Consider the following 20,554-nt stretch of genomic DNA (forward strand, 5'->3'; position numbering starts at 1 on the left):
GTGAGGCTTTGTCACGTAACTTGGCCATTGCAATGTCATCACACCCGCCTCATGGAAACCTCATGGTCAAAAAGTCCCCCTTGGATGATCCCGAAAACGCTGCTCACGCATGGGCGCGCTATCGCCAGATCATGCGGCTTTTGCTGTCGGTAACGATAGCGACTGTTCTGATCGCCGTGGGACTGTTGTACGCTTACAATGGTGCGATTTCGGTGCACTTTTACATCGCGGTTGCTCTTGGGATCAGCTTTACGATGCTGCTTGGCGGCGGACTAATGGGGCTCGCGTTCCTGTCAAACGGAACGGGCCACGACGAATCGGTCGACAACCGCCTGCCCAGCCGCGATGAGCTGTGGTCTCCAAAGGATGATGACTAACCCTCTTCTTGCAGCTCAGCTTTTGGCTGTTTGAGCCAGCGATCAAGCCAAGCAAACACCGTTTCATGCCATTGCAATGAATTGGCAGCCCCTAAAACCCAGTGGTTTTCATCAGGAAAGACCAGCAATTGTGAGGGGATCGCGCGTTCTTGCAGCGCGGTGAAGCTTTGCAGACCTTGGGTGTAGGGTACGCGGAAGTCTCTTTCGCCAGCGATCACGAGCATTGGCGTTTGCCATTTGTCGACGTGATTGACCGGGTTCCACTTTTCATAAACGTCCGAATTCTCAGCGTAAGAACCGCCGAAATCCCACCGAGGAAACCACAATTCTTCCGTTGAGTAATAGAAGCTGCGCATATCGAAGAGGCCATCGTGCTGGATCAGGCAATCGAACCGGTCTGGCCAATTGCCAGCGATCCAGTTGACCATATAGCCGCCGTAACTTGCCCCCATGGCGCACGTCCGCGTGCCGTCAATCTGGCTGTCGAGCTTAAGCGCTGCGGCAAGACCTTTTTGCAAATCCTCGAGCGGTTTTCCGCCCCAATCTTGGTTGATCGAGATCCTTGAACGCCTGCCCATATCCCGCACTCCCGTGAAAATCGACGGAGATCACCGCGTAGCCTTGGCTTGCCAAAACGCGCGGGTTCCAGCGCGAGGACCAACCATCGAGGAAGGAGCCTTGGGGTCCTCCGTGAATATAGAGGATTGCAGGAATTGGACCTTGTTGATTTTCGAGCCGGGTTATCTGTCCCCAGACTGTGTCGCCCCCTGCCCCTTCAAAACTAAAGCGCGTTGTGACGGTTGAGGCCAATTGACCTGTGCGCGAGGTCACAATGTCGGTTAGCGGCTTACCCTTGGTGCCGCTGTTGGCAAGGTAGAGCTCTTTGGCTGCGCCGATCGAATCGCGGGTGAATAACATGCGTCCGCCCGGTAGCGGTGTGAGACCGCGAATATGCGCTTCATTGCCTGCGATCAGGTTGAGCTCGGTCACTTCGCCGCTTTTCGGGTCGATCCGGTAGGCGGGCACATCGAGCACATCGGTGGCGGTCGCAAGAAGGGTGCTTCCGTCATCGCTCCACATAAGGCCGCCAAACGACAGATCTGTGCCGGCAGTAAGCGCACGCGTCTCGCCGCTTTCAAGATTGCGCAAATGGACCACCAACCGGTCCGATTCGTAGCCTGCGCGCTCCATAGCGAGATAGGCGAGGCTTTTGCCATCGGGTGAAGGTGCAGGACCGCTATCATGGGCCGGATTCGAGGCGGTTAGCTCAGTGGGTGCATTTCCCGAGAGGTCTGACCAGTAAATGTCGAGATCGGTCGATGTGGGTTCCTGGCTGCCTGAACGCCGTGCAACAAAATAGAGGCCCGAACCATCAGGTGCCCAGGCAATATCCTCTCCCCCGCCAAAGGGCTTTGTGGGCGTATTGCCAATGCCAATACCGCCATCGGCCGGAATTGCGGTGCCCGAGACTTCGCCATTGGCAAGATCAAACACGAACACACGGCTCAAAAGTTCTGGTTCGGTCCAATGATCCCAGTGGCGGTAAAAACCAGCGTCGCCATCGTAAAGACGGCCTGAACCGGTGCGCACATCCTCCGGAACGCAGCCAAACTCAGCGCAATTGCGGCCCACCTCGCCCCAGATGGCGATTTTGCCCCCGGCCGGCGCGATTTTGAACCCAGCAATGTCCGCGCCATCCAGATCGGCAACCAGCACCGGGCCGGTCACATTGCCATCGCCTTCAAGAGCCACGCGCCAAATGCGCGAGCGAGGGCTTTCGTCCGCGTTGGTGTGCTCAGAGCTCAGGAAATAGAGGAAGTTATCGGGCCCGAAGGCAAAGGAATGGCCTGCTAGACCCAGATCGAACTCGGCGGGTGTGTCTCCTGATGTCTTGAGATCAAGCACATAATGTTTGGGCGCCCTTTCTAGCGTATCAGGGTCGGTGTAAGTCACTGAATAGACGGCGTACCTTCCATCTCCCGTCACAACCGGTGATCCAAGACGCGGCATAGTGATATGGTCGCGCGCAGTCATGGGCGGCTTGGTTAGGCCAGAGATGGCCTTGCCTGCGTCTACCGCCGCATGATTATCGGCGGCCAGCGGTGAGGCGAAGAGAAGCGGAGCAGCGCAAAGAACGCGCGCAATTGTGTTTTGTCCCATAGCGCAGTTGCTAAAGGGAACAGCGCCAAGTTTCCAGCAAAACCAGATTTACTGACAGCTTAGCCCTGCGGCAAAGTGCCCTGCTCAGTCGCGCTTACCAGCGATCCTGGCGATTTCGGCCTGGACCATCTTTTCGACCATGCCCGGCAGGTTCTCGTCGAGCCATTCAGCCAGCATCGGGCGCAAAAGCTCGCGGGTCAGACCCTCAAGCGAGGTTTCGCCCGAGCGCACAATTTGCGGCTTAGCGGGCGGCTCGGCCAGCATTGCAAGCGCTGCGAGGTTTTCTTTCATCGCGCCGCGCGTTTCTTCAGCAATAAGCGGCTCATCATCGGTTGCCTCAACCGTTTCGGCAAGCTCGAGCTCTGAAAGATCGAGAACCTCATCGTCCAGCGATTGTTCGGGCGCATCGTCCAAACGAATAGCGGTAAGCTCTTCGCCTTCCGCTTTATTACGGCGTTTGGCCTCAGCCGCGGTGTTGCGCGAGATCGCGCTCCATCACGTGCTTGATGGATTCAAGTATCTCTTCGACTGAAGGTTCGCCGCTTTTACCCAAGGTGCTGCCCCAAAAATTGTTAACCCCAAAGGGTCATCGACCCCAGTATGTCATTAACCATTACGAATCGCAGCTTACGGCGCTTCGTCCGGTGTCATAACGGGTCCTATGAAAGCCTCAGCCGCCTCAATGTCAACGGTTCTCGTCGATTTTGGTTCAGGTTCAGGGTCACGGTCCCAGTCCCAAATTTTGCCGCGCACTCTTTTTGCGTTGACCTCTGGGTCGTAAAGCGGACCACCTGTATCAAGGTTGAGGTCACGCGCTTCTGCTCGCCCCATAGCGGCAAGCAAAGAGAAACCGGCGACATAAGCATTGCGCCGGGCCGTCACGAGATTGGCTCTTGCGGACAGCAATTCCTGTTCAGCGTTCAGAACATCAATAATCGTGCGATTTCCGATAGAGTTTTCCGCACGCACGCCTTCAAGGCTGACTTCTGCGGCTTCGACCGCTGATTTTGAACTTTCAATAACGGCGACCGACGCCTGCCAGCTCGAATAGGCTGAGCGGGTTTGCTGGATCACGTTGCGTTCAGCGGCAATAACTTGCTCAAGCGCGGCGGTTTCGCGGGCACCGGCCTGTCTTTGGCGTGCTGCTGTGAGGCCGCCTTGAAAGATCGGGATCGTTAGCCTGACGCCCGCATTTGCGGTGGTTTCGCTCTGTGCAAATTGCGCTGCCACCGGTCCGCCGAGCGTACCGAAGAAATTGGTGTAATCGCCGTTGGCAAACAGGCCAACTGTGGGCTGGCGCCCTGACCCTGCTACCTCCGTATCGAAGCCTGCTGCCTCAGCGCGTTCTTTAGCAGCGATCAGATCAGGATTGTTATCAAGCGCTGTCACCACCGCCATACCAACAGTTTCCGGCAAGCCGGGAAGCGGCGGCGGGGCCTGCAGATCATCGGGAGCGCTTCCCACAAGCTGAACATAGGTCTCGCGCGCGCCGACCTGGTTGGCATAAGCGGTGCGCAAATCCCCCTGCGCCACGGCCAGACGAGAGCCCGCCTGTGCCACGTCGGTCCGGGTTAGATCGCCAATTTCGAAGCGGTCGTTTGCCGATTGAAATGTCACTTCAAGCACTTCGACCTGGTTGGCGGCCAACCGGGTCAAGGCCTGTGTTCGCAATACGTCCATATAGGCCGCGACCGTTTGGCTGAAGATCGCGCTTTCTGTGCCGCGCAAATCGGCTTGACCTGCAGATACACGCTCGCGCGCTGCCCGAACGCCGTTACGCACTGCACCTCCGGAATAAATCGGAACCTGAAGCTGCGCGTTGACGCCCAGATTGCGCTCAGGCGCGTTAAACTGGTTCACGGATTGGCGAAGGAATTCGATATGGGTGGCGGTTGCGTTGATGGTGGGGAGGCCCTGTGCTCGCTGAACTGGAACATCCTCATCCACGGCCCGCTGATTTGCCCGCGCTGCTTCGAGCGTGGGGTTCGTATTGTAAACCGCCGCCAGCGCATCGCGCAGGGTTTCTGCCTGAGCAGTGCCCGCTCCGCCCGCTCCCAGCATCAAAGCTGCAGCACTGGTGCACCGCGCAGCCCTAAGGGCCCATTTGGAGCGAGCTTTGGTTGTCACGAAAAGGTCCATCCTTTAGGCTGGTCGAATGCATGGAGAACGGGAATGCCAAGATCCTCGGTAGGTTCCAGTGACAGGTGCCCGGCAATCTTGCGGCCGGAGGCAAGGCGGGTCACACCGCGGAGCAAGAGGCCCGAAACAATCCGGCCCTCGTCCTCAAGCGCATTGGCTAGAGCGTCATGAAGCGCCTCGATTGCGCCATCAATCACGATGAGCGAATAAGAGCCTTTGATCGCCGATCCTGCTGCTGCATCGGCTGCCGACATCGTATCCATACTGGCGACGAGGGGGCGCATCAATTCTGCAAGATAGCCGGTGCCGCCATCCACCACCAAGGCGCGGTCTGAGGCATCGGGCACGGCTTCGAGCAATAGTTTTCCGTAAAACAAAGGCGAAGCAAGGTGTGCATCAGGGCCAATCGCAACGGAGCGGTCGATGTAGGCGAGACTTGCTTTATCGCCGGGCAAAAATGCCTCTCGCGGCACAGCGTTCATTCGAGACAGAACAAACTCTTCATTCACGCCGCTGGTGCGAAGTTGGCTGTCGATCATAGCTTTGCGCGCGGCTTCAGTGCCGGTTTTCTCAGAGCCTGCTTTCACATCAAGGGTCATGGTCAATTCACTCATAGAGATATCGTGGCGCTGTATTATTGATCTAATACAGCTCGTCAACCTTTCCTAGACTTTGAAGCAGCGACTTCCAAGTCAATAGGTCAAACACAGATAGCTTCCCTTTGACCTGTCGCACTTTAGCGTCATATGGAAAGCTAAGTATTCCCGCCGATCCATTACGGACAGTACGGGATCGACAGGCGAATGGAGAGTTTCGATGAGTGACATGAACACATCCGGCGACAGCCGCGCAGTAAACAACGATGGCTCAATCTTCGGGGCAACCGGAGAGGTGCGTATCGAAACAGATTCCCTGGGCGAAGTCGCAGTGCCGATTGATGCCCACTGGGGCGCGCAATCCCAGCGCAGCCTTTATAACTTCGCCATCGGCACAGAGACTATGCCTGGACCGCTTGTGAAGGCGCTCGGCATTCAAAAGATGTCTTCTGCCAAAGCCAATATGGATCTTGGTGTGCTTTCTTCCGAAATCGGCGATGCCATTGTAGCGGCGGCCGGCGAAGTGATCGACGCAACGCTCGCCGATCAATTTCCATTGAGCGTTTGGCAAACAGGTTCGGGCACCCAGTCCAACATGAACGCGAACGAGGTGATTGCCAGCCGCGCGAACCAGATTCTGACCGGTGTTCACGGCGGCAAAGAACCTGTGCACCCCAATGACCACTGCAATATGGGGCAAAGCTCCAACGACACATTTCCCACCGCCATGCATATCGCTGCGGCGTGTGAAACCATTGAGCAGCTTATCCCTGCGCTCGAGCACCTGCACGGCGCGCTTGACGCCAAAGCGAAAGCCTATGCAGACATCGTCAAGATCGGCCGCACCCACTTGCAGGATGCGACACCGCTGACACTGGGTCAGGAGTTTTCTGGATACGCCAAACAAGTCGAATATTCGATTGCGCGTATCAAGAACGCTTTGCCCCGCGTGCTTGAGCTTGCCCAAGGCGGCACAGCTGTCGGCACCGGGATCAACTCAAAGGCGGGCTTTGCGGAGAAGTTTGCCGCTCATGTGGCGGATATCACAGGCCATGCCTTTGTCACCGCGCCCAATAAGTTCGAGGCCCTTGCAGCGCATGACGCATTGGTTGAGATTTCCGGCGCTCTCAACAGCACCGCTGTCAGCCTGATGAAAGTTGCCAATGATATCCGTCTGCTGGGTTCTGGTCCGCGTTCTGGTCTGGGCGAGATCGCGCTGCCAGCCAATGAGCCAGGTTCCTCAATCATGCCGGGCAAAGTGAACCCAACCCAGTGCGAGGCGCTCACCATGGTGTGCGCGCAGGTGATGGGCAATGCGACGACTGTGAGTGTCGCCGGCAGCCACGGGCACTTGGAGCTCAATGTCTTCAAGCCGGTGATGATCTACAATGTGCTGCAATCGGTGCGCCTGCTTTCTGATGCATCGCGCAGTTTTGCGGACAATTGCGTCGCGGGGATCGAAGCCAATACCGCCCGTATCGACCAGCTCATGAATGAAAGCCTGATGCTCGTCACGGCGCTCAACCCGCATATCGGTTATGACAATGCGGCCAAGATCGCCAAAAAAGCCCATGCCGATGGTTCCACGCTGAAAGAAGCAGCGCTGGAGCTGAAATTGCTCACCGAAGAGCAGTTTGCCGCTTGGGTGGTCCCGGGTGATATGATCAGGCCGCGCGACTGAACGAATGGGTGCTCGGTAAAGGCGAGGCGCAAGCCCCCTCGCCAAACGCCTTGCACCATTCGACCAAGCGGGCTTTGAGACCGACGACCGGTTGGCCCTTTTGGCTGAGAGGCGCTATTCCCCTGCGCTAGATATGGACCTAAGCCGCACTCCAAACGCCCCCGCCAAAGAGGGGCCTATCAGCGTACCGTTCCGCTCGGTGCTGATTTCCATGGTTTTGCTGTGGGGAACCTATTTTCTGCTGATCACCCTGCGCAGCTATTTGTTCGAGATGGATTTGCAGCCAGCAATGGCTTGGCGCCGCTTCTTGGTCACGCTTGCCGCTATTGGCCTTACTATGGTTCTCTGGGCTCTTCTGCGCCTTGTGGAAGCCCGCCCCTTATGGATCAAAATTGGCGCAGCTATTCTTTTTGCGATACCGATTGCTGCCGCGATTGGGCAGATCAATCAGTTCGCCTTTCAGGAACTGAGAACCGAACTTCAGCAGAAATTTGCAGAAGAACGCGGCCTTCGGTACGATGATAAGGGCAACCTTCTTGTCGATTTACCTGATGGCACACCGCAAGAGGCACCTGCACTAGGCGATAATTCCATTGCTCAAACTGAATCGCTGGTGATTGTGGCCGCAGAAGAGGCGCAGGGCTCATGGCGCTCTATTCTTGAGATTGCGCTTGGTCGATATTTCCTTCTCCTTGCTTGGGCCTCGACCTATTTTGCGCTTGTTGCTGGAACTAAGGCGAGGACCGCAGAGCGGCGTGAACAGCAATTTCGCTCCGCTGCTAAGGCGGCAGAATTGCGCTCATTGCGCTATCAGGTGAACCCGCATTTCCTGTTCAACACGCTTAATTCGCTTTCGGCATTGGTGATGACACAGAAAACCGATCAGGCCGAGCGCATGATCCAGACAATCAGCCGCTTTTACCGCCACAGCCTTGCCAACGAGCCGACAAGCGATGTGGCGCTTAAAGACGAGTTCGATCTTCAAAAACTGTATCTCGATATCGAAGCCGTGCGTTTTCCGGAACGCCTTGTGCCCGTATTCGAATTGCCCGAAGAGCTGGAAGAAGCGCGCGTCCCTGGCATGATCTTGCAGCCTTTGGTCGAAAACTCGGTGAAATACGCCGTGTCCGCAGTGACGCGCCCGGTGACCATCAAAGTGGCAGCGCACGAAGAGTTTGACCGGCTCGTTATCACCATCAGCGATGACGGACCCGGTATTCCTGAAGGCTCGCCCCATGGGTTTGGCATTGGGCTTGCCAATGTCAGCGACCGCTTGGAAGCGCGCTTTGGATCGGATATCGGGTTTACGTCCACCCCTATTTCCGGCGGCTATCGGACCGAAATCCGCATTCCCCTAACCCGGCCCGGCCGCAGGTAATTTCGGGGTAATTTTGAGAGGTGATATTTGGCTAAGGCTGAAAGTGAAGACACAGGCGTCCAACTGCGCACTTTGATTGTTGATGATGAACCTCTTGCGGTCGAACGCATCCAGGTCATTTGCGCGGAACTTCCTGCCATCAATGTGGTGGGCACCGCGAGCGACGGGGCTGCGGCTTTGCGGCTCGCCGAAAAGCTCACCCCTGACCTTGTGCTCCTTGATATGACCATGCCTGAGCTTGACGGGCTGGGCGTTGCCCGAAAATTTGCTGAGGAGGAGAACCCTCCAGCGGTGATCTTCGTCACTGCTCATGATCATTTTGCGGTTGAGGCCTTTGACCTTGAAGCGATTGATTACGTCTTGAAACCCGTCTCATCCGAGCGACTGGACAGAGCCATCGAACGCGCGGTTGCGCGCAAAGGTGAGCGTAAAGCGACTGCTAGCGAATGGCTCGATGAATTGTGGGTGCCGCACCGCTCAGAGCTTTTGCGGATCGCAGTGAGCGAAGTGCATCAGATTGATGCAGAGCGCGATTACGTGCGCCTCCATGTGGGCGATCCAAGCGAAAATGCACACGACCGGCGTTCCTACCTGCTGCTTCAAACAATTGCTGGGCTTGAGGCGCGGCTTGATCCGGAACAGTTCATCCGCATTCACCGCTCCACGATCCTTCGCAAAGACAATATTCGCGGGCTGAGGCACGATGGTTTGGGAGTATGGTCGGCGGAATTGCAAAATGGTGAGGCCCTGCGGATCGGGCGCACCTATCTGTCCAAGGTGAAGGCCATGGCTGGGCGCTGAGCGTTTAGCACACATACGCATACCGGGCTCAAAAAGCCTGCCAGTGCGTCTCCACGCCCGGAGGCGCCCCGCCCCCCGGACGTGATCGGGGGGAAGGGATCAGCCCCTTGGGAAACAAAAGACCCAAACGACAAAAAAACGGCCCGAACCCCGGGACTGAATAGGGTTCGAGCCGAAATGTCTGCGCTTTGTATCGGGGATTACCGGGTAAGCGCAGGGAATGCGCGAAGATTAGCCGCCGCGTCGTTGATCTGCGACGATCGCTGCCATCTGCTTCTTGCCGCTGGCGCGGGCACTGGCGAGGCAAGCTGTATATTCAGGTGAACGCAGGCGAGTGCCGGTGCGGTATTCGAGGGCGCTGCAGACGCTCTTGGCGGCCGATTCAATGCGCTGTGCGAGGCGCGCCTGGCCTTGAGATGTGTTGAGGTTGAGGTCAGCGAACTCAACGTCTTTGGTAGGGATTTCGCCAGCATTGGCCAAAGCGGGGCTGGTGGTAAGAGCGAGCGCTAGGGTTGCGGCTCCGATTGCTAGGGTCTTCATAATTACTCTCCATCATAAGCACCGAGGTTGGAGTTCGAAGGGGCCGAACTCGGGCCAGAATTTGGGGATGCCAACCTTCCGTGCTGTGATCCTTAAGTACGATATGGACCCTGGCACGTCATTTGATGTTCGACGAAACCACTTGTAGTCGCCGACTGGCGGCATCAGAAATGACCGGCGTCTGATCTTTGCGGACCAACGGCGTATTTCAAAGGACGAGCGTTTACGTCATACGGGTCAGTATGGTTTTCGCTCTCGCTTTGTCCTTCCTATTGGGGATCGCCAACTTTGCGTTGCACAGTGCGGTCATAAAGAGCGGCCATCCGTTGCTTCGGCAAATGCCTGAATTCATCTACTCGATGGGCGGCCGGATGTCGTTTATAGTGGAATTTTTGGTTCTGCTTGCCGCTATGCTCTTGGCAGCGAACGGGTGGGAAGTTCTGGTTTGGGCCTATGCCGCCTACAGCGGGCTCAACGCGGTTTCGGCTTGGCTGATCCTTGGTGACAAGCTGTAGACATGCTTTTGGACTTGCGCTTTATGAGTGACCGCGCTTGGGCGTATTTGCGATGACGACGCGGCTTTTTCATATCAGCGATGTGCACTTTGGCGTCGAAGACCAAGCGGCCCATGCCAGCGTGGCTAGAGCGGTGCACGCGGAGCGGCCCGATGCCCTTGTGTGCACCGGCGATGTGACGCAGCGTGCCACGCGGGCGCAGTATGCGGCTGCGGCGGCCTGGTTTGCACAGTTCGAGGTGCCTGTGTGGATTGATCCTGGCAATCACGACATGCCCTATTACAATTTGTTGGAGCGGTTTCGCAGGCCCTATGACAGGCACAACGCGCTGCGGGCAGCGGTAGCAGTGGACCACTTTGAGACCGATGATGTGGTCCTGATCCCGCTGAAGAGCACAGTGCGCTCCCAGAGGAGATGGCCATGGTCGGACGGGCATATCACCCCTTCTGCCGAATGGCGCACGCTTGAGGCGTTATCGAACTATGGTGCCGACCCCCGGCACCTCATCGTTACAGCTCACCACCCGCTTCACGGTCCGGTGCCGGGCGGGGCAAATGCAACGATCCGCGGGGATGAAGCTTTAGAGGCGCTTGCCAAGCAGGGCATGGATGCGGTTTTGACCGGTCACATTCACAAGCCCTTTGATGAGCTTCGCAAAGGTGACGGCTGGCAGACCCATGTGATCGGTGCTGGGACGCTCTCAACGCGGCTGCGCGGCGGGATTCCGCCTTCTTACAACGTGCTCACCTGCGACAAAGGTGAGCCCATCAAGGTTGAGGTCAGAGAGTTCGCAAGGGATATTCTCAGAGGCTGAATTTAACCTCATCCTTACCAAATTTAACGCTTCTTGGAGGTTCGCACTTAACGGCTCCCGAGCGATAACCACCGCTGGTTCTGGGCTCTGGAAGCCCCCTGTGAAGCGGGCCCCTTGTGAAGCAGGCCCCATACGATGGAGTGCGAGCGATGGAATTGTTAAAGGCTATGGGCCTTAGCGCGCTTTTGACCGGCTGCGTTGCCCTTGTGATTGGATCGCAAGGCGCGAGCGGGGGAAGCCTCGCAATCTATGCGGTAAGCTATGACGGTTTTCGTTTCTTTTGGTCTTGGCCCTTGTTCATATACGCAAGCGGGCTGGGGTGGGGCATAATGCTGCTTCAGCGGTGAGGCGAAGCCCCATACAGCAACAAAAAGGCGGCCCCGGTTTGGGAGCCGCCTTTTCGTATTTGAAAGGTCTTGGGAAACTTAGCGTTTCGAGAACTGGAAGCTACGACGTGCTTTCGCGCGGCCGTATTTCTTACGCTCAACAACGCGGCTGTCGCGGGTGAGAAAGCCAGCGGCTTTCACTGTGCTGCGAAGCTCAGGCTCGTACTTGCTAAGAGCTTGGCTGATGCCGTGCTTGACCGCGCCAGCTTGACCAGAAAGGCCGCCGCCTTTGACGGTCGCAACAATATCATACTGACCTTCACGCTCAGTGATGGCAAAAGGCTGGTTGATGATGAGACGCAGGGTCGGACGCGCGAAATACACTTCCTGTTCCTTGCCATTGACCGTGATCTTACCGGTGCCAGGCTTCAGCCATACGCGCGCGGTTGCGTCCTTACGGCGGCCAGTGGCGTAAGCGCGGCCCTGTGCATCAATCTCTTGCTCACGCAGAGGCGCAGGCGGATTGTTCGCGGTTGTTTCAGCGATTTCCGCCGCATCCGCAGCAGGCGCATCACCAGCGATGTCTTTCAGATCGGCGAGATCTGATACGGTTTCGTTATTGTCAGCCATTATGCAGACACCTTGTTCTTACGATTCATTGCAGCAACATCGAGCACGGTTGGTTTTTGGCCATCATGGGGGTGCTCAGTGCCAGCGTAGAGGTGAAGGGCGCGCATTTGATCGCGGCCAAGAGGACCACGCGGGATCATGCGCTCAACAGCTTTTTCAAGCACACGCTCAGGGAAACGGCCTTCGAGAATTTTCTCAGGCGTGGTTTCTTTGATACCGCCGGGGTGACCGGTGTGCTTGTAATAGATTTTGTCAGTGTTCTTGCGGCCGGTGAAGCGCACCTTGTCAGCATTGATCACGATCACATGATCGCCGCAATCGACGTGGGGGGTGTAGGTTGGCTTGTGCTTACCGCGCAGGATATTGGCAATAATCGAGGCGACGCGGCCTGGTACGAGACCGTCGGCATCAATGAGGTGCCATTTCTTTTCGACCTCTGCCGGTTTTACCGACGCGGTCTGTTTGCTGATAGCCTTCATGGCTGATGCATCCTTAAATCAAGGGTTTTTCGAAAACTGTGTGCAATCCGGCAGTGCGAGATCGCGGCGGCAAACAACCGAGTTGCTCACCGAAGAAGCGCGCATTTGTGGGTTTAGGGCGAATAAGTCAAGCAATTGCGGGGGTTTCAGGAGTGGTAAAATAATACCACATAGTCTCTTGGGCTATTTTAGGGAGCCGATTAGCCACTCCATGGCGCGAGGAGGTGTTTCATCAACTAACCACCCCATAATGGCGGGTGTTTCATAGGGATGAAGCTCGTCAATGCGCTTGGTCAGAGGAGCCAATTGCGCGGAGCTTGTCTTGAAGAGGACAGCGCTTTCGGTCTCGCTGGATACCGCGCCCTTCCACGTAAAGACTGACTCAATGGTGGGCACGATATTGGCACAAGCGATGCGCTTTTCTTCGAGAAGTGTGGCGGCGATAGCGCGCGCGGTCTCAGCATCGGGGAAGGGGCACCAGACAAGCGCGGCTCTTGGGGTCGCTGCCTTCTCCTTGCTCATGGGGATGCCTTACCGTCTGAATGCATCGCCCAGGCAACCGAGGCGACCAGCAGCGCGCCGGTGAGTTGGTGCGCAGCTGCCACCCACAGCTCAACCTCGGTGAGGACCGTGGTAATGCCAAGGATCACCATGACCCCAAAGGCGCTGTGCACGGCGATAGAGGCGGCGCGGTCGATCTTGCGGACCCGGCGGGCGAGATAGACCAATGCGACGACTGCGACCCAGTGCCCACCAGCGGTGCATCCAGTGGAGAAGGAAGGGATCGCTGGTAAGCGTCGCCAAGACACCGCTAGAGAAGTCCACCTCGGGAATGAGCTTCCCGTTCATCAGGGGCCAGTCGTAAGCTGCGTGCCCTGCGTTGAGGCCCGCCACCCAAGCACCGAGCAGCAGCTGGATGAAGAGCACGCCAGCAACGATCGCAGACGGTTTAGTGAGCTTGGCGGTGCTCCCGCTTCGCAAGTCGCGAGCGGTCCAAACAAGCCCGCCAAGCAGGAACAGCGCGGTGAGTAAGTGGGCCGAGAGGCGGAAGTGACTGACATCGGTAAGGTCAGTCCCGACCCCAGAGTTCACCATATACCAGCCAAGCGCTCCCTGCCCGCAGATCAAGGCAAACATGGCGAGAAGGCGCGGCTTGTAGCCTTGCGGAATGGCGTCTTTCACCCAAAACCAAACCATCGGCAGAAGAAATGCGAGCCCAATCACCCGGCCAAGGATTCGGTGGAACCACTCCCAGAAGTAGATGAACTTGAACTTCGCAAGATCCATCCCCGCAGGCCCGCTCTCAAATTTATACTCGCCGGTCTGCTTGTAGAGCTCATATTCCGCCAGCCAGCCCGCCTCAGTCAGTGGGGGCAGGATGCCGGTCACGACGCTCCAATGGGTGATCGAAAGACCGCTTTCCGTGAGTCGCGTAATCCCTCCGACAAGCACGATGAGCACGACAAGACCAGCGACAACTTCAAGCCAGCGCGCTAGCGCAAGCGGGCGCGCAACAGGGGCCGCAGTGGCTTCTAAGGGGGCGGTTGTGGCCATATCGCCGCTGTAAATGTGCGCACGGCCTTTGCCAAGCAAGTGCAATTGCTGAAAACGACAGGGCATCTGATGCAAGGGAGACTTGCGCCCCTGTGTGAGCCCTCTATTTGAAAGCCCCATGAGCGATATGATTTCCATCACCCTGAACGGCGAACCGCGCCAGACATCCGCCTCGACGATCGCCAGCCTTGTGCGCGAGCTGGACTTGGAGCCCGCTAAAGTCGCAGTGGAGCGCAACCGGGAAATTGTGCCCCGCTCTACGCTGGAAGATGCACCCTTGGCGGATGGCGATACCTTGGAGATCGTGCATTTTGTCGGAGGCGGCGACCATCAAGCAGATACATGGGAAGTCGCAGGCCGCACTTTCACCTCGCGCCTGATCGTGGGGACGGGCAAATACAAAGATTTTGAGCAAAATGCTGCCGCGGTCGAGGCGAGCGGTGCCGAAATCGTCACGGTTGCTGTTCGCCGGGTCAATGTGACCGACCCCAAAGCGCCAATGCTCACCGATTTCATCGACCCCAAGAAGGTCACTTACCTCCCCAACACCGCTGGCTGTTTCAATGCAGACGATGCGATCCGCACCTTGCGGCTGGCGCGCGAGGCGGGGGGCTGGGACCTCGTGAAGCTCGAAGTGCTGGGCGAAGCGCGCACGCTTTATCCCAATATGAAAGAGACCCTCGAGGCGACCGAGGTTCTCGCCAAAGAGGGTTTCAAGCCTATGGTTTACTGCGTCGATGATCCCATTGCGGCCAAGCAATTGGAAGACGCTGGCGCGGTAGCAATCATGCCTTTGGGCGCGCCGATTGGGTCTGGGCTTGGGATTCAAAACCAAGTGACAATTCGCTTAATCGTCGAAGGAGCCTCTGTACCAGTGCTCGTCGATGCAGGCGTTGGCACGGCGTCTGATGCAGCGGTAGGTATGGAGCTTGGCTGTGATGGTATCTTGATGAACACCGCCATTGCAGAGGCGAAAGACCCGATCCGCATGGCCCGCGCCATGAAGCTTGCAGTGCAAGGCGGGCGCGAGGCTTATTTGTCCGGCCGTATGGGGCGGCGCAAATATGCTGATCCTTCCAGCCCACTGGCGGGCCTCATCTAGCGAGCGAATATGCTGAGCGAATTGTAAATTGTTCGCTCTGGTTACTACGTATTAACCATAGGACGTCACACCCGTTTTCTGAAGTCAGGAGACGATGAATGACACTTGCCAGCACCTCGACCTTGACCATTGGTGAAATGCGCGAATTCGCAGGCTTTGGCCCGCGCGAGCAGCGCTACATTAAGCGCAGCCTCGATATCGGGCTCTCACGCTGTGATGCCTTTCGCCTTTGGGGCCGGACAGAGGACGAGAATATCGCAATCCGCCGGCAATATGTCGCCTATCAAGACCTCAAGGCCCTACGCGAACTGGTCCCGCAAGACTGCGGTATCGGCGAGATTGAGCGATTCGTTGGTAAATGCATCCGCATCGCCGCCTTTGATCTTGGCCAAGAGCAGAATCGAGAGCTTCTCCGCCTTCCGCTTCCTCTATGAGCGGCTGTTAGGTGCCGAAGTGCGCCCCTACCTCCCAAGCGTATTCTGCGCCGCCGCAGCCCTTCCGCTTATCCGCCCAGACCACCGCAAGGTGCTGTTGCAAAGCTTAAGCGAAGCGGCAGCCACCGCCCCTGCATGGTCAGAGCGTCAGCCGAACTTCCTGCCGGAATATGTCGAGGATGTTGAGGCGGCCTGAACTGACACGCGCGCCCTTTTGAGCTCCGCTCAGGAGTTGGTGCAAGCACCCGCAGGCAGCGCCGCAGAATATTGAAATAAAAATGATAGAAGAAATTGCCGCGAAACGGTGATATGCACGCTGTGTGTCAATGGTGGATTCTTCATGAGAGCGGCCCCGGTCTCGTTCGCTCTAAGCCGCGTATCTTCGTATCTGCGGTCATTTCGTCATTTCGTTAAGGCTGTGCTCTTGACGCTCCTTCTTGCGCTGTTTGCTGCGACCTCTCCTGCTGTTGCACAAAACTGTGCAGAGTGGATCGAGAGGGTTCCGGTTGACCGTGAAGACACTCCGGCGGCATCAGCGGTATGCCTCAAGGAGATCGAGAAAGGGGAAGGCGGCGTAAGTGATGCGTTGCTCGACCAATACCTGCTGTCTGATGGGCAATTTATTGATCCCACCGCCTTGGGCCCGCTGGCCGAGCGCCTTTCCGAACCAACCGCGCTGAAATTGCGTGCAATAAAAGCGCAATACGCCAGGCGACCCGATGTCGATCTGTCTTATGACGACATCGCCCGCTTTTCCGATCAAGCAGCCAGTCGCGGTGACACAGTGGCGCAGGCCGCGCTCGATTTCGGTCTGAGCACGCTTGCGCTGATGAATGGCGATATGGAAGATATGGGTGCACGCGCGCAGTCGGCCCTGGATCTGGCCGAGGCTGGCGGGATGACGCGGCTGTTGCCGAAAGTGATCAACAGTCTTGCCGTCAGTGCAACTGTGCAGGGTGATTACAAGCGCGCAATCGATCTGTACGAAGACGCAATCGAAGCCGCGCAGGCGATTGGCGATCAGTATCGCGTCGCCAACGCCACAGCCAATATTGGGAATATCTTCTCCGATCTGGGCGATGGCGAGGCGGCTCTGAAATACTATGACCGCGCGTTGACGCTGGCGGAAACGGTCAAGGTGGACGACCCCATCCTGACCGCCGGACTGCTGACCAATATCGGCTCGATCCACACGATCGAGGGGCGCCATGAAAAGGCGCTTGAGATATACGAACGAGCCACGCCATTCGTTCGCCGGGCCTCGCGGCGTGATCTCGATGGCCTCCTTCATTTCTTCCAGGCGCAATCGCTCGACGCGACCGGTCGATCAGCCGAAGCCATCGCGATGGCCGAACAGTCCATCGACGAATCGCTATCCTATCGCGATCCGGTCGAAGCGGCGACGGCGCTCAACTGGCTTGCTGAGCGCTATCTGGAGCAGGGCGACCCGGCAAAGGCGAGCGCAGCGTTGCAGCGAGGACGCGATATCGTCGATCCCGGCGGCAACGGCGCTGCTGCCCTGAGAGAGCGCACCGACAACCTTTTCTGGACGCTCGAATATGCACGCACTTTGTCGCGCGTGCTGTCTGCTGTTGGCCGCCGGGACGAAGCGCTGGCTTATGCCTCAGTAGCGCTCGATCTGAGCGAGGACAGGTTCGAAGCGGAAAAGACCAAAGCGGCTGCCAATGCCGAATTGCTGTTCGATCTGAGGCAGCGGGATGACGAGCTGACACAGGCCCGGCAATCGGCAGAAATCACGGAACTTTCACTTGGCCGGTCCAGAGCCTTCTTGCTCGCTGCGTTGCTGGTCGTCGGGTTGATTGGCCTGATCGCATTCCTGCTGTGGCGTTCGTACAGAGCGCAGCGGGAGCTGACCCATACGCGCGAAACGTACATGTCCGAGATGCATCACCGGATCAAAAACAACCTGCAGGTTCTGATCAGTCTGCTGTCGCTGGAGGCACGGCGCAAACGCGGCGAGGCTGGCGGCGAGGTTCAGACCGATGCGGCCAACCGGGCGCGCACGATGGCACTGGTGCATGAGCGGCTATACGGAATGGAGCCAACCACGTCGATCGAAGCTCCGGCGTTCGTTGATGATCTGCTGGCGCTGTTGCGCACGAGCATTGGCCGCGACGATGTCGTCATGGAGGCCGATATCGAAATGATGAAGCTGGAGGGCGACACGATCACACCGCTAGGCCTGATTATCTGCGAGGCGGTAACAAACGCATTCAAACATGCCTTTCCGAAAAAAGGCGGGCGGATTGAAATTGCGCTTCGGGAAGATAGCGGGGTGATAGGTCTGGAAATCTGCGATGATGGCGTTGGCATGGGTGATCCAGGATCGAGCAGCAGAGATAGCTCCGGTCTTGGCGCTGATTTGATGGACGATCTCGCCGATCAGCTCGGTGGAAGTCTCACGCGGGAACGGATTGACGGGCAAACCTGCATCAAAGTCTTAGGTATCAAGCCAAGCAAGCCTGTAGGTTCGACAAGAATGATTAGCTTTTAATTGCAGTGAGGTTGCCTGTGCCTTGTGCACTTAACGCGCCGCCGCAGCCCTGCCGCTTATCCGCCCAGACCACCGCAAGGTTCTGTTGCAGTCCTTAAGCGAAGCGGCAGCCACAGCGCCCGCATGGTCAGGGCGTCAGCCGAGCTTCTTGCCCGAGTTTGTCGAGGACGTTGAGGCGGTTTGAGGGTAAAACTACTTGGCCAAATAAGCCTCAGCTGAGGAAAGCCAGCTATCAAATTCACGTCTCGCACTTCGATAGCGCCTGTCCGTTGATGCGAGTGACGAATTGTGATCCCTGCATCGACCTACAATGATCTGATCTTTCGCTGGACCAAACTTCTCTTCTGCCAACGCATGCAGGCGCTCCAAGCGTTTGCCAAATTGCTCGTCAAACAAAGCGCCGTAGCGGGCACTTAGGGAAGGGTCACAAAAACCCTGACCCCTTGCTCGAGAAACGGCGGCTAAGACATCTCTTCCCCAGTCATTCGAAAAAGAAAATGATTGGGCAGACGCAACCTGTGTATCTTTGTGAGCGCATCCGCTTCCAAAGACGGCCAACACCAGAAAACAGACGAACGTCCAGTTTTTGGCTCTGCTCAACTTCACCTCCGATACATCCCATCGATCCGCTCCTGATAGCGATCACGGATTTTATGACGGCGGATTTTCATGCTCGGGGTCATCTCTTCGTTCTCGATGGTGAAAGCCTCGTCCGCAAAGGCGAAGCTCTTGACCTTTTCGACCACGGAGAGGTCTTTGTTTGTCCGGTCCACCGCCGCCCGCACTGCGTTCTTGAAGGCGGGGAGGTCTTGCAGGGCGGCTAGGTCGAATTTCTCATCATTCGCCCGCGCCCATTCCAATGCCCATTCGGCATCGGGCACGATCAGACCCACAACGTACGGCCGGTTGTCGCCGCTCACCATCGCCTGTGCGATTTCCGGCTGGAGGGTCAGCATCCCTTCGACCTTTTGCGGGGCAACATTGTCGCCCTTGTCATTGACGATCATGTCTTTCTTGCGGTCGGTGATCTTGATCCGGCCTGCATCATCGATGAGGCCAATATCGCCGGTGTGCAGCCAGCCATCCTTTACCGTGCGCGCAGTCTCCGCATCATTGCGCCAATACCCATGCATGACGAGTTCGCCTGCGCACAGGATCTCGCCGTCCTCAGCGATTTTGATCTCCACCCCGCGCATTGGCGGACCGACGGTGTCCATGCGCAGGCCAGTTTTGGGGCGGTTGCAGCTCATGATCGGCCCAGCCTCGGTTTGACCATAACCTTGCAGCATGGTGAGACCCATGGCTGCGAAGAAATTGCCAACATCGGGGTTAAGCGGCGCGCCGCCTGAGACCATCGCTTTCAGCCGGCCACCAAACTTCGCGCGGATTTTGGGGCGCAGGGCTTTTTCGACGATAAGATCAAGCGGCCGGTCGCGCAGCCGCTTTTTGCCTCTACGCGATCTCTCAGTGATCTTGATCGCGCTATCCATCATGAAGTTGGCAAGGTTACCCTGCTTTTCCACCTGCTTCATGATGCGGGTTCGCAAAACTTCGAAAAGACGCGGGACCACAACCATAATGGTCGGGCGGGTTTCTTCGATGTTCGATGCGAGTTTCTCAAGCCCTTCGGCGTAGTAAATTTCAGCGCCCACTGCGATGGGCAGGTATTGTCCAGCAGAGTGCTCATAAGCGTGGCTCAGCGGCAGGAAGGACAAGAAGCGTTCATCCGTAATGCCAAAATCATTGATGAGAATTTCGCCCGCACCCGAAACATTGCACAGGATTGCGCCGTGGTGCTGCATCACGCCGCGCGGGGCGCCGCCGGTGCCGCTGGTGTAGATAAGGCAGGCCGTGTCATTGCGGCCAATCTTGGCAATTCGCGCATCAACCGCAGCGCGGGCTGCTTTTGCATCTCCACCGGCAAGATTGTCCCAATTGTGATACTCAAAACTGCCCGCTTGATGACGCTTGAGATCTTCAATGCCGATCACGAAGTCGGTGGAACCTGTTTCTCCAATTGCGCCCACCAATGGTCCGAGCAATTTCTCATTCGAAACAATCACAGCGCGCGCGCCCGAATTGTCGAGAATGTGTGCATGATCACGCTGTGTGTTGGTGACGTAGGTGGGCACCGAAATGCACCCAGCCGCCATAATCGCCAAATCAGCGACGCACCATTCTGGCCGGTTCTCGGAGACCAGCGCCACCCGGTCGCCCGGCTGCAGTCCGATGCGAATTAGGCTTTCGGCCAGTAAACACACTGTCTCAGCAATTTCCGCCCAGCTTTGTGTCGTCCACTCACCTGCCAATTTGCGCCCCAGAAAAGGCGCATCGCCTTTCTCATCAGCGCGCTTCAGAAATAGCTCAACCAGATTGTTAGCCCGGTCGATATCCTGGAGGATGAGGCTATCATTAGGGTCGATGACAGGCATCTTTTGGGGGGCATTCACAGATGGTGGCTCCTCTTACCGCGATCATATACAGGCCGCATAGGACGCTCGCATAAGCGCATA

The 20,554-nt window shown here is 57.2% G+C and carries 18 protein-coding genes and 3 pseudogenes; 10 read left to right on the forward strand and 11 right to left on the reverse strand.

Features of this window, described 5'->3' with window-relative positions; genetic code table 11:
• Positions 1-62 precede the first annotated feature (62 nt).
• Entirely contained in the window at positions 63-377 is a 315-nt protein-coding gene (locus AC0V60_RS13270) for a hypothetical protein (protein WP_486178922.1), read from the forward strand.
• Here AC0V60_RS13270 and AC0V60_RS13275 read toward each other — a convergent pair.
• The 5 genes and pseudogenes from AC0V60_RS13275 to AC0V60_RS13295 all read right to left on the reverse strand — a co-directional run bounded on the left by AC0V60_RS13275 (position 374) and on the right by AC0V60_RS13295 (position 5,290).
• Positions 374-895 carry a S9 family peptidase gene (locus AC0V60_RS13275; protein ID WP_486178923.1) on the reverse strand — a complete coding sequence of 174 codons (522 nt, stop codon included), beginning with the start codon at positions 893-895 and terminating at the stop codon, positions 374-376. The genes AC0V60_RS13270 and AC0V60_RS13275 overlap by 4 nt on opposite strands.
• Positions 867-2,537 (reverse strand): S9 family peptidase, encoded by a 1,671-nt coding sequence (locus AC0V60_RS13280; RefSeq protein WP_486178924.1) that lies wholly within the window; start codon positions 2,535-2,537, stop codon positions 867-869. The genes AC0V60_RS13275 and AC0V60_RS13280 overlap by 29 nt, the downstream gene beginning before the upstream one ends.
• An 84-nt stretch (positions 2,538-2,621) precedes the next feature.
• Positions 2,622-3,090, reverse strand: a pseudogene (locus AC0V60_RS13285) (DUF2497 domain-containing protein).
• A 74-nt stretch (positions 3,091-3,164) separates the two neighbouring features.
• Positions 3,165-4,676, reverse strand: a complete 1,512-nt coding sequence (locus AC0V60_RS13290) for a TolC family outer membrane protein (RefSeq protein WP_486178925.1) — start codon at positions 4,674-4,676, stop codon at positions 3,165-3,167.
• The gene (locus tag AC0V60_RS13295; RefSeq protein WP_486178926.1) at positions 4,661-5,290 is read right to left on the reverse strand and encodes a protein-L-isoaspartate O-methyltransferase family protein; all 630 of its coding nucleotides are present in this window, start codon (positions 5,288-5,290) and stop codon (positions 4,661-4,663) included. Before AC0V60_RS13295 ends, AC0V60_RS13290 begins: the two co-directional genes overlap by 16 nt.
• A 202-nt stretch (positions 5,291-5,492) precedes the next feature.
• Between AC0V60_RS13295 and fumC the strand changes: the two genes are divergently transcribed.
• From fumC to AC0V60_RS13310, 3 genes are all read left to right on the forward strand, one after another.
• Entirely contained in the window at positions 5,493-6,953 is a 1,461-nt protein-coding gene (fumC, locus tag AC0V60_RS13300; RefSeq protein WP_486178927.1) for a class II fumarate hydratase, read from the forward strand.
• 133 nt (positions 6,954-7,086) lie between these two features.
• On the forward strand, positions 7,087-8,331 hold the full coding sequence (locus AC0V60_RS13305; RefSeq protein WP_486178928.1) for a sensor histidine kinase: 1,245 nt from the start codon (positions 7,087-7,089) through the stop codon (positions 8,329-8,331).
• 27 nt (positions 8,332-8,358) lie between these two features.
• Positions 8,359-9,132: a LytR/AlgR family response regulator transcription factor gene (locus AC0V60_RS13310; RefSeq protein ID WP_486178929.1), complete on the forward strand. Its 774-nt coding sequence runs from the start codon at positions 8,359-8,361 to the stop codon at positions 9,130-9,132.
• A 231-nt stretch (positions 9,133-9,363) separates the two neighbouring features.
• On the opposite strand, the gene AC0V60_RS13315 is transcribed toward AC0V60_RS13310, so the two are convergent.
• A complete protein-coding gene (locus AC0V60_RS13315) occupies positions 9,364-9,672 on the reverse strand; it encodes a UrcA family protein (protein WP_486178930.1) in 309 nt (102 codons plus the stop codon).
• 338 nt (positions 9,673-10,010) lie between these two features.
• Between AC0V60_RS13315 and AC0V60_RS13320 the strand changes: the two genes are divergently transcribed.
• From AC0V60_RS13320 to AC0V60_RS13330, 3 genes are all read left to right on the forward strand, one after another.
• A complete protein-coding gene (locus AC0V60_RS13320; RefSeq protein WP_486178931.1) occupies positions 10,011-10,187 on the forward strand; it encodes a hypothetical protein in 177 nt (58 codons plus the stop codon).
• Positions 10,188-10,239: 52 nt separating this feature from the next.
• Positions 10,240-11,001: a metallophosphoesterase family protein gene (locus AC0V60_RS13325; protein ID WP_486178932.1), complete on the forward strand. Its 762-nt coding sequence runs from the start codon at positions 10,240-10,242 to the stop codon at positions 10,999-11,001.
• Between the two features lie 149 nt (positions 11,002-11,150).
• Entirely contained in the window at positions 11,151-11,348 is a 198-nt protein-coding gene (locus tag AC0V60_RS13330) for a hypothetical protein (protein ID WP_486178933.1), read from the forward strand.
• 78 nt (positions 11,349-11,426) lie between these two features.
• On the opposite strand, the gene rpsI is transcribed toward AC0V60_RS13330, so the two are convergent.
• From rpsI to AC0V60_RS13350, 4 genes and pseudogenes are all read right to left on the reverse strand, one after another.
• Positions 11,427-11,957: a 30S ribosomal protein S9 gene (rpsI, locus tag AC0V60_RS13335; RefSeq protein WP_486178934.1), complete on the reverse strand. Its 531-nt coding sequence runs from the start codon at positions 11,955-11,957 to the stop codon at positions 11,427-11,429.
• Entirely contained in the window at positions 11,957-12,436 is a 480-nt protein-coding gene (rplM, locus tag AC0V60_RS13340) for a 50S ribosomal protein L13 (protein ID WP_486178935.1), read from the reverse strand. The genes rpsI and rplM overlap by 1 nt, the downstream gene beginning before the upstream one ends.
• Before the next feature lie 183 nt (positions 12,437-12,619).
• Entirely contained in the window at positions 12,620-12,958 is a 339-nt protein-coding gene (gene cutA, locus AC0V60_RS13345; protein WP_486178936.1) for a divalent-cation tolerance protein CutA, read from the reverse strand.
• Positions 12,955-13,990: pseudogene (locus AC0V60_RS13350) on the reverse strand (COX15/CtaA family protein). The gene cutA and the pseudogene AC0V60_RS13350 overlap by 4 nt, the downstream one beginning before the upstream one ends.
• A gap of 118 nt (positions 13,991-14,108) precedes the next feature.
• On the opposite strand from AC0V60_RS13350, the gene thiS reads away from it, so the two are divergent.
• The 3 genes and pseudogenes from thiS to AC0V60_RS13365 all read left to right on the forward strand — a co-directional run bounded on the left by thiS (position 14,109) and on the right by AC0V60_RS13365 (position 18,041).
• On the forward strand, positions 14,109-15,092 hold the full coding sequence (gene thiS, locus AC0V60_RS13355) for a sulfur carrier protein ThiS (protein ID WP_486178937.1): 984 nt from the start codon (positions 14,109-14,111) through the stop codon (positions 15,090-15,092).
• A 98-nt stretch (positions 15,093-15,190) separates the two neighbouring features.
• Positions 15,191-15,722 (forward strand): annotated as a pseudogene (locus tag AC0V60_RS13360) (hypothetical protein).
• Positions 15,723-15,950: 228 nt separating this feature from the next.
• Positions 15,951-18,041, forward strand: coding sequence for a tetratricopeptide repeat protein (locus tag AC0V60_RS13365; RefSeq protein ID WP_486178938.1), 2,091 nt, complete (start codon positions 15,951-15,953; stop codon positions 18,039-18,041).
• Between the two features lie 602 nt (positions 18,042-18,643).
• Here AC0V60_RS13365 and AC0V60_RS13370 read toward each other — a convergent pair.
• The gene (locus AC0V60_RS13370; RefSeq protein ID WP_486179500.1) at positions 18,644-20,473 is read right to left on the reverse strand and encodes an AMP-dependent synthetase/ligase; all 1,830 of its coding nucleotides are present in this window, start codon (positions 20,471-20,473) and stop codon (positions 18,644-18,646) included.
• Positions 20,474-20,554 lie beyond the last annotated feature (81 nt).

It is taken from the genome of Erythrobacter sp. S259 (genome assembly GCF_057364965.1).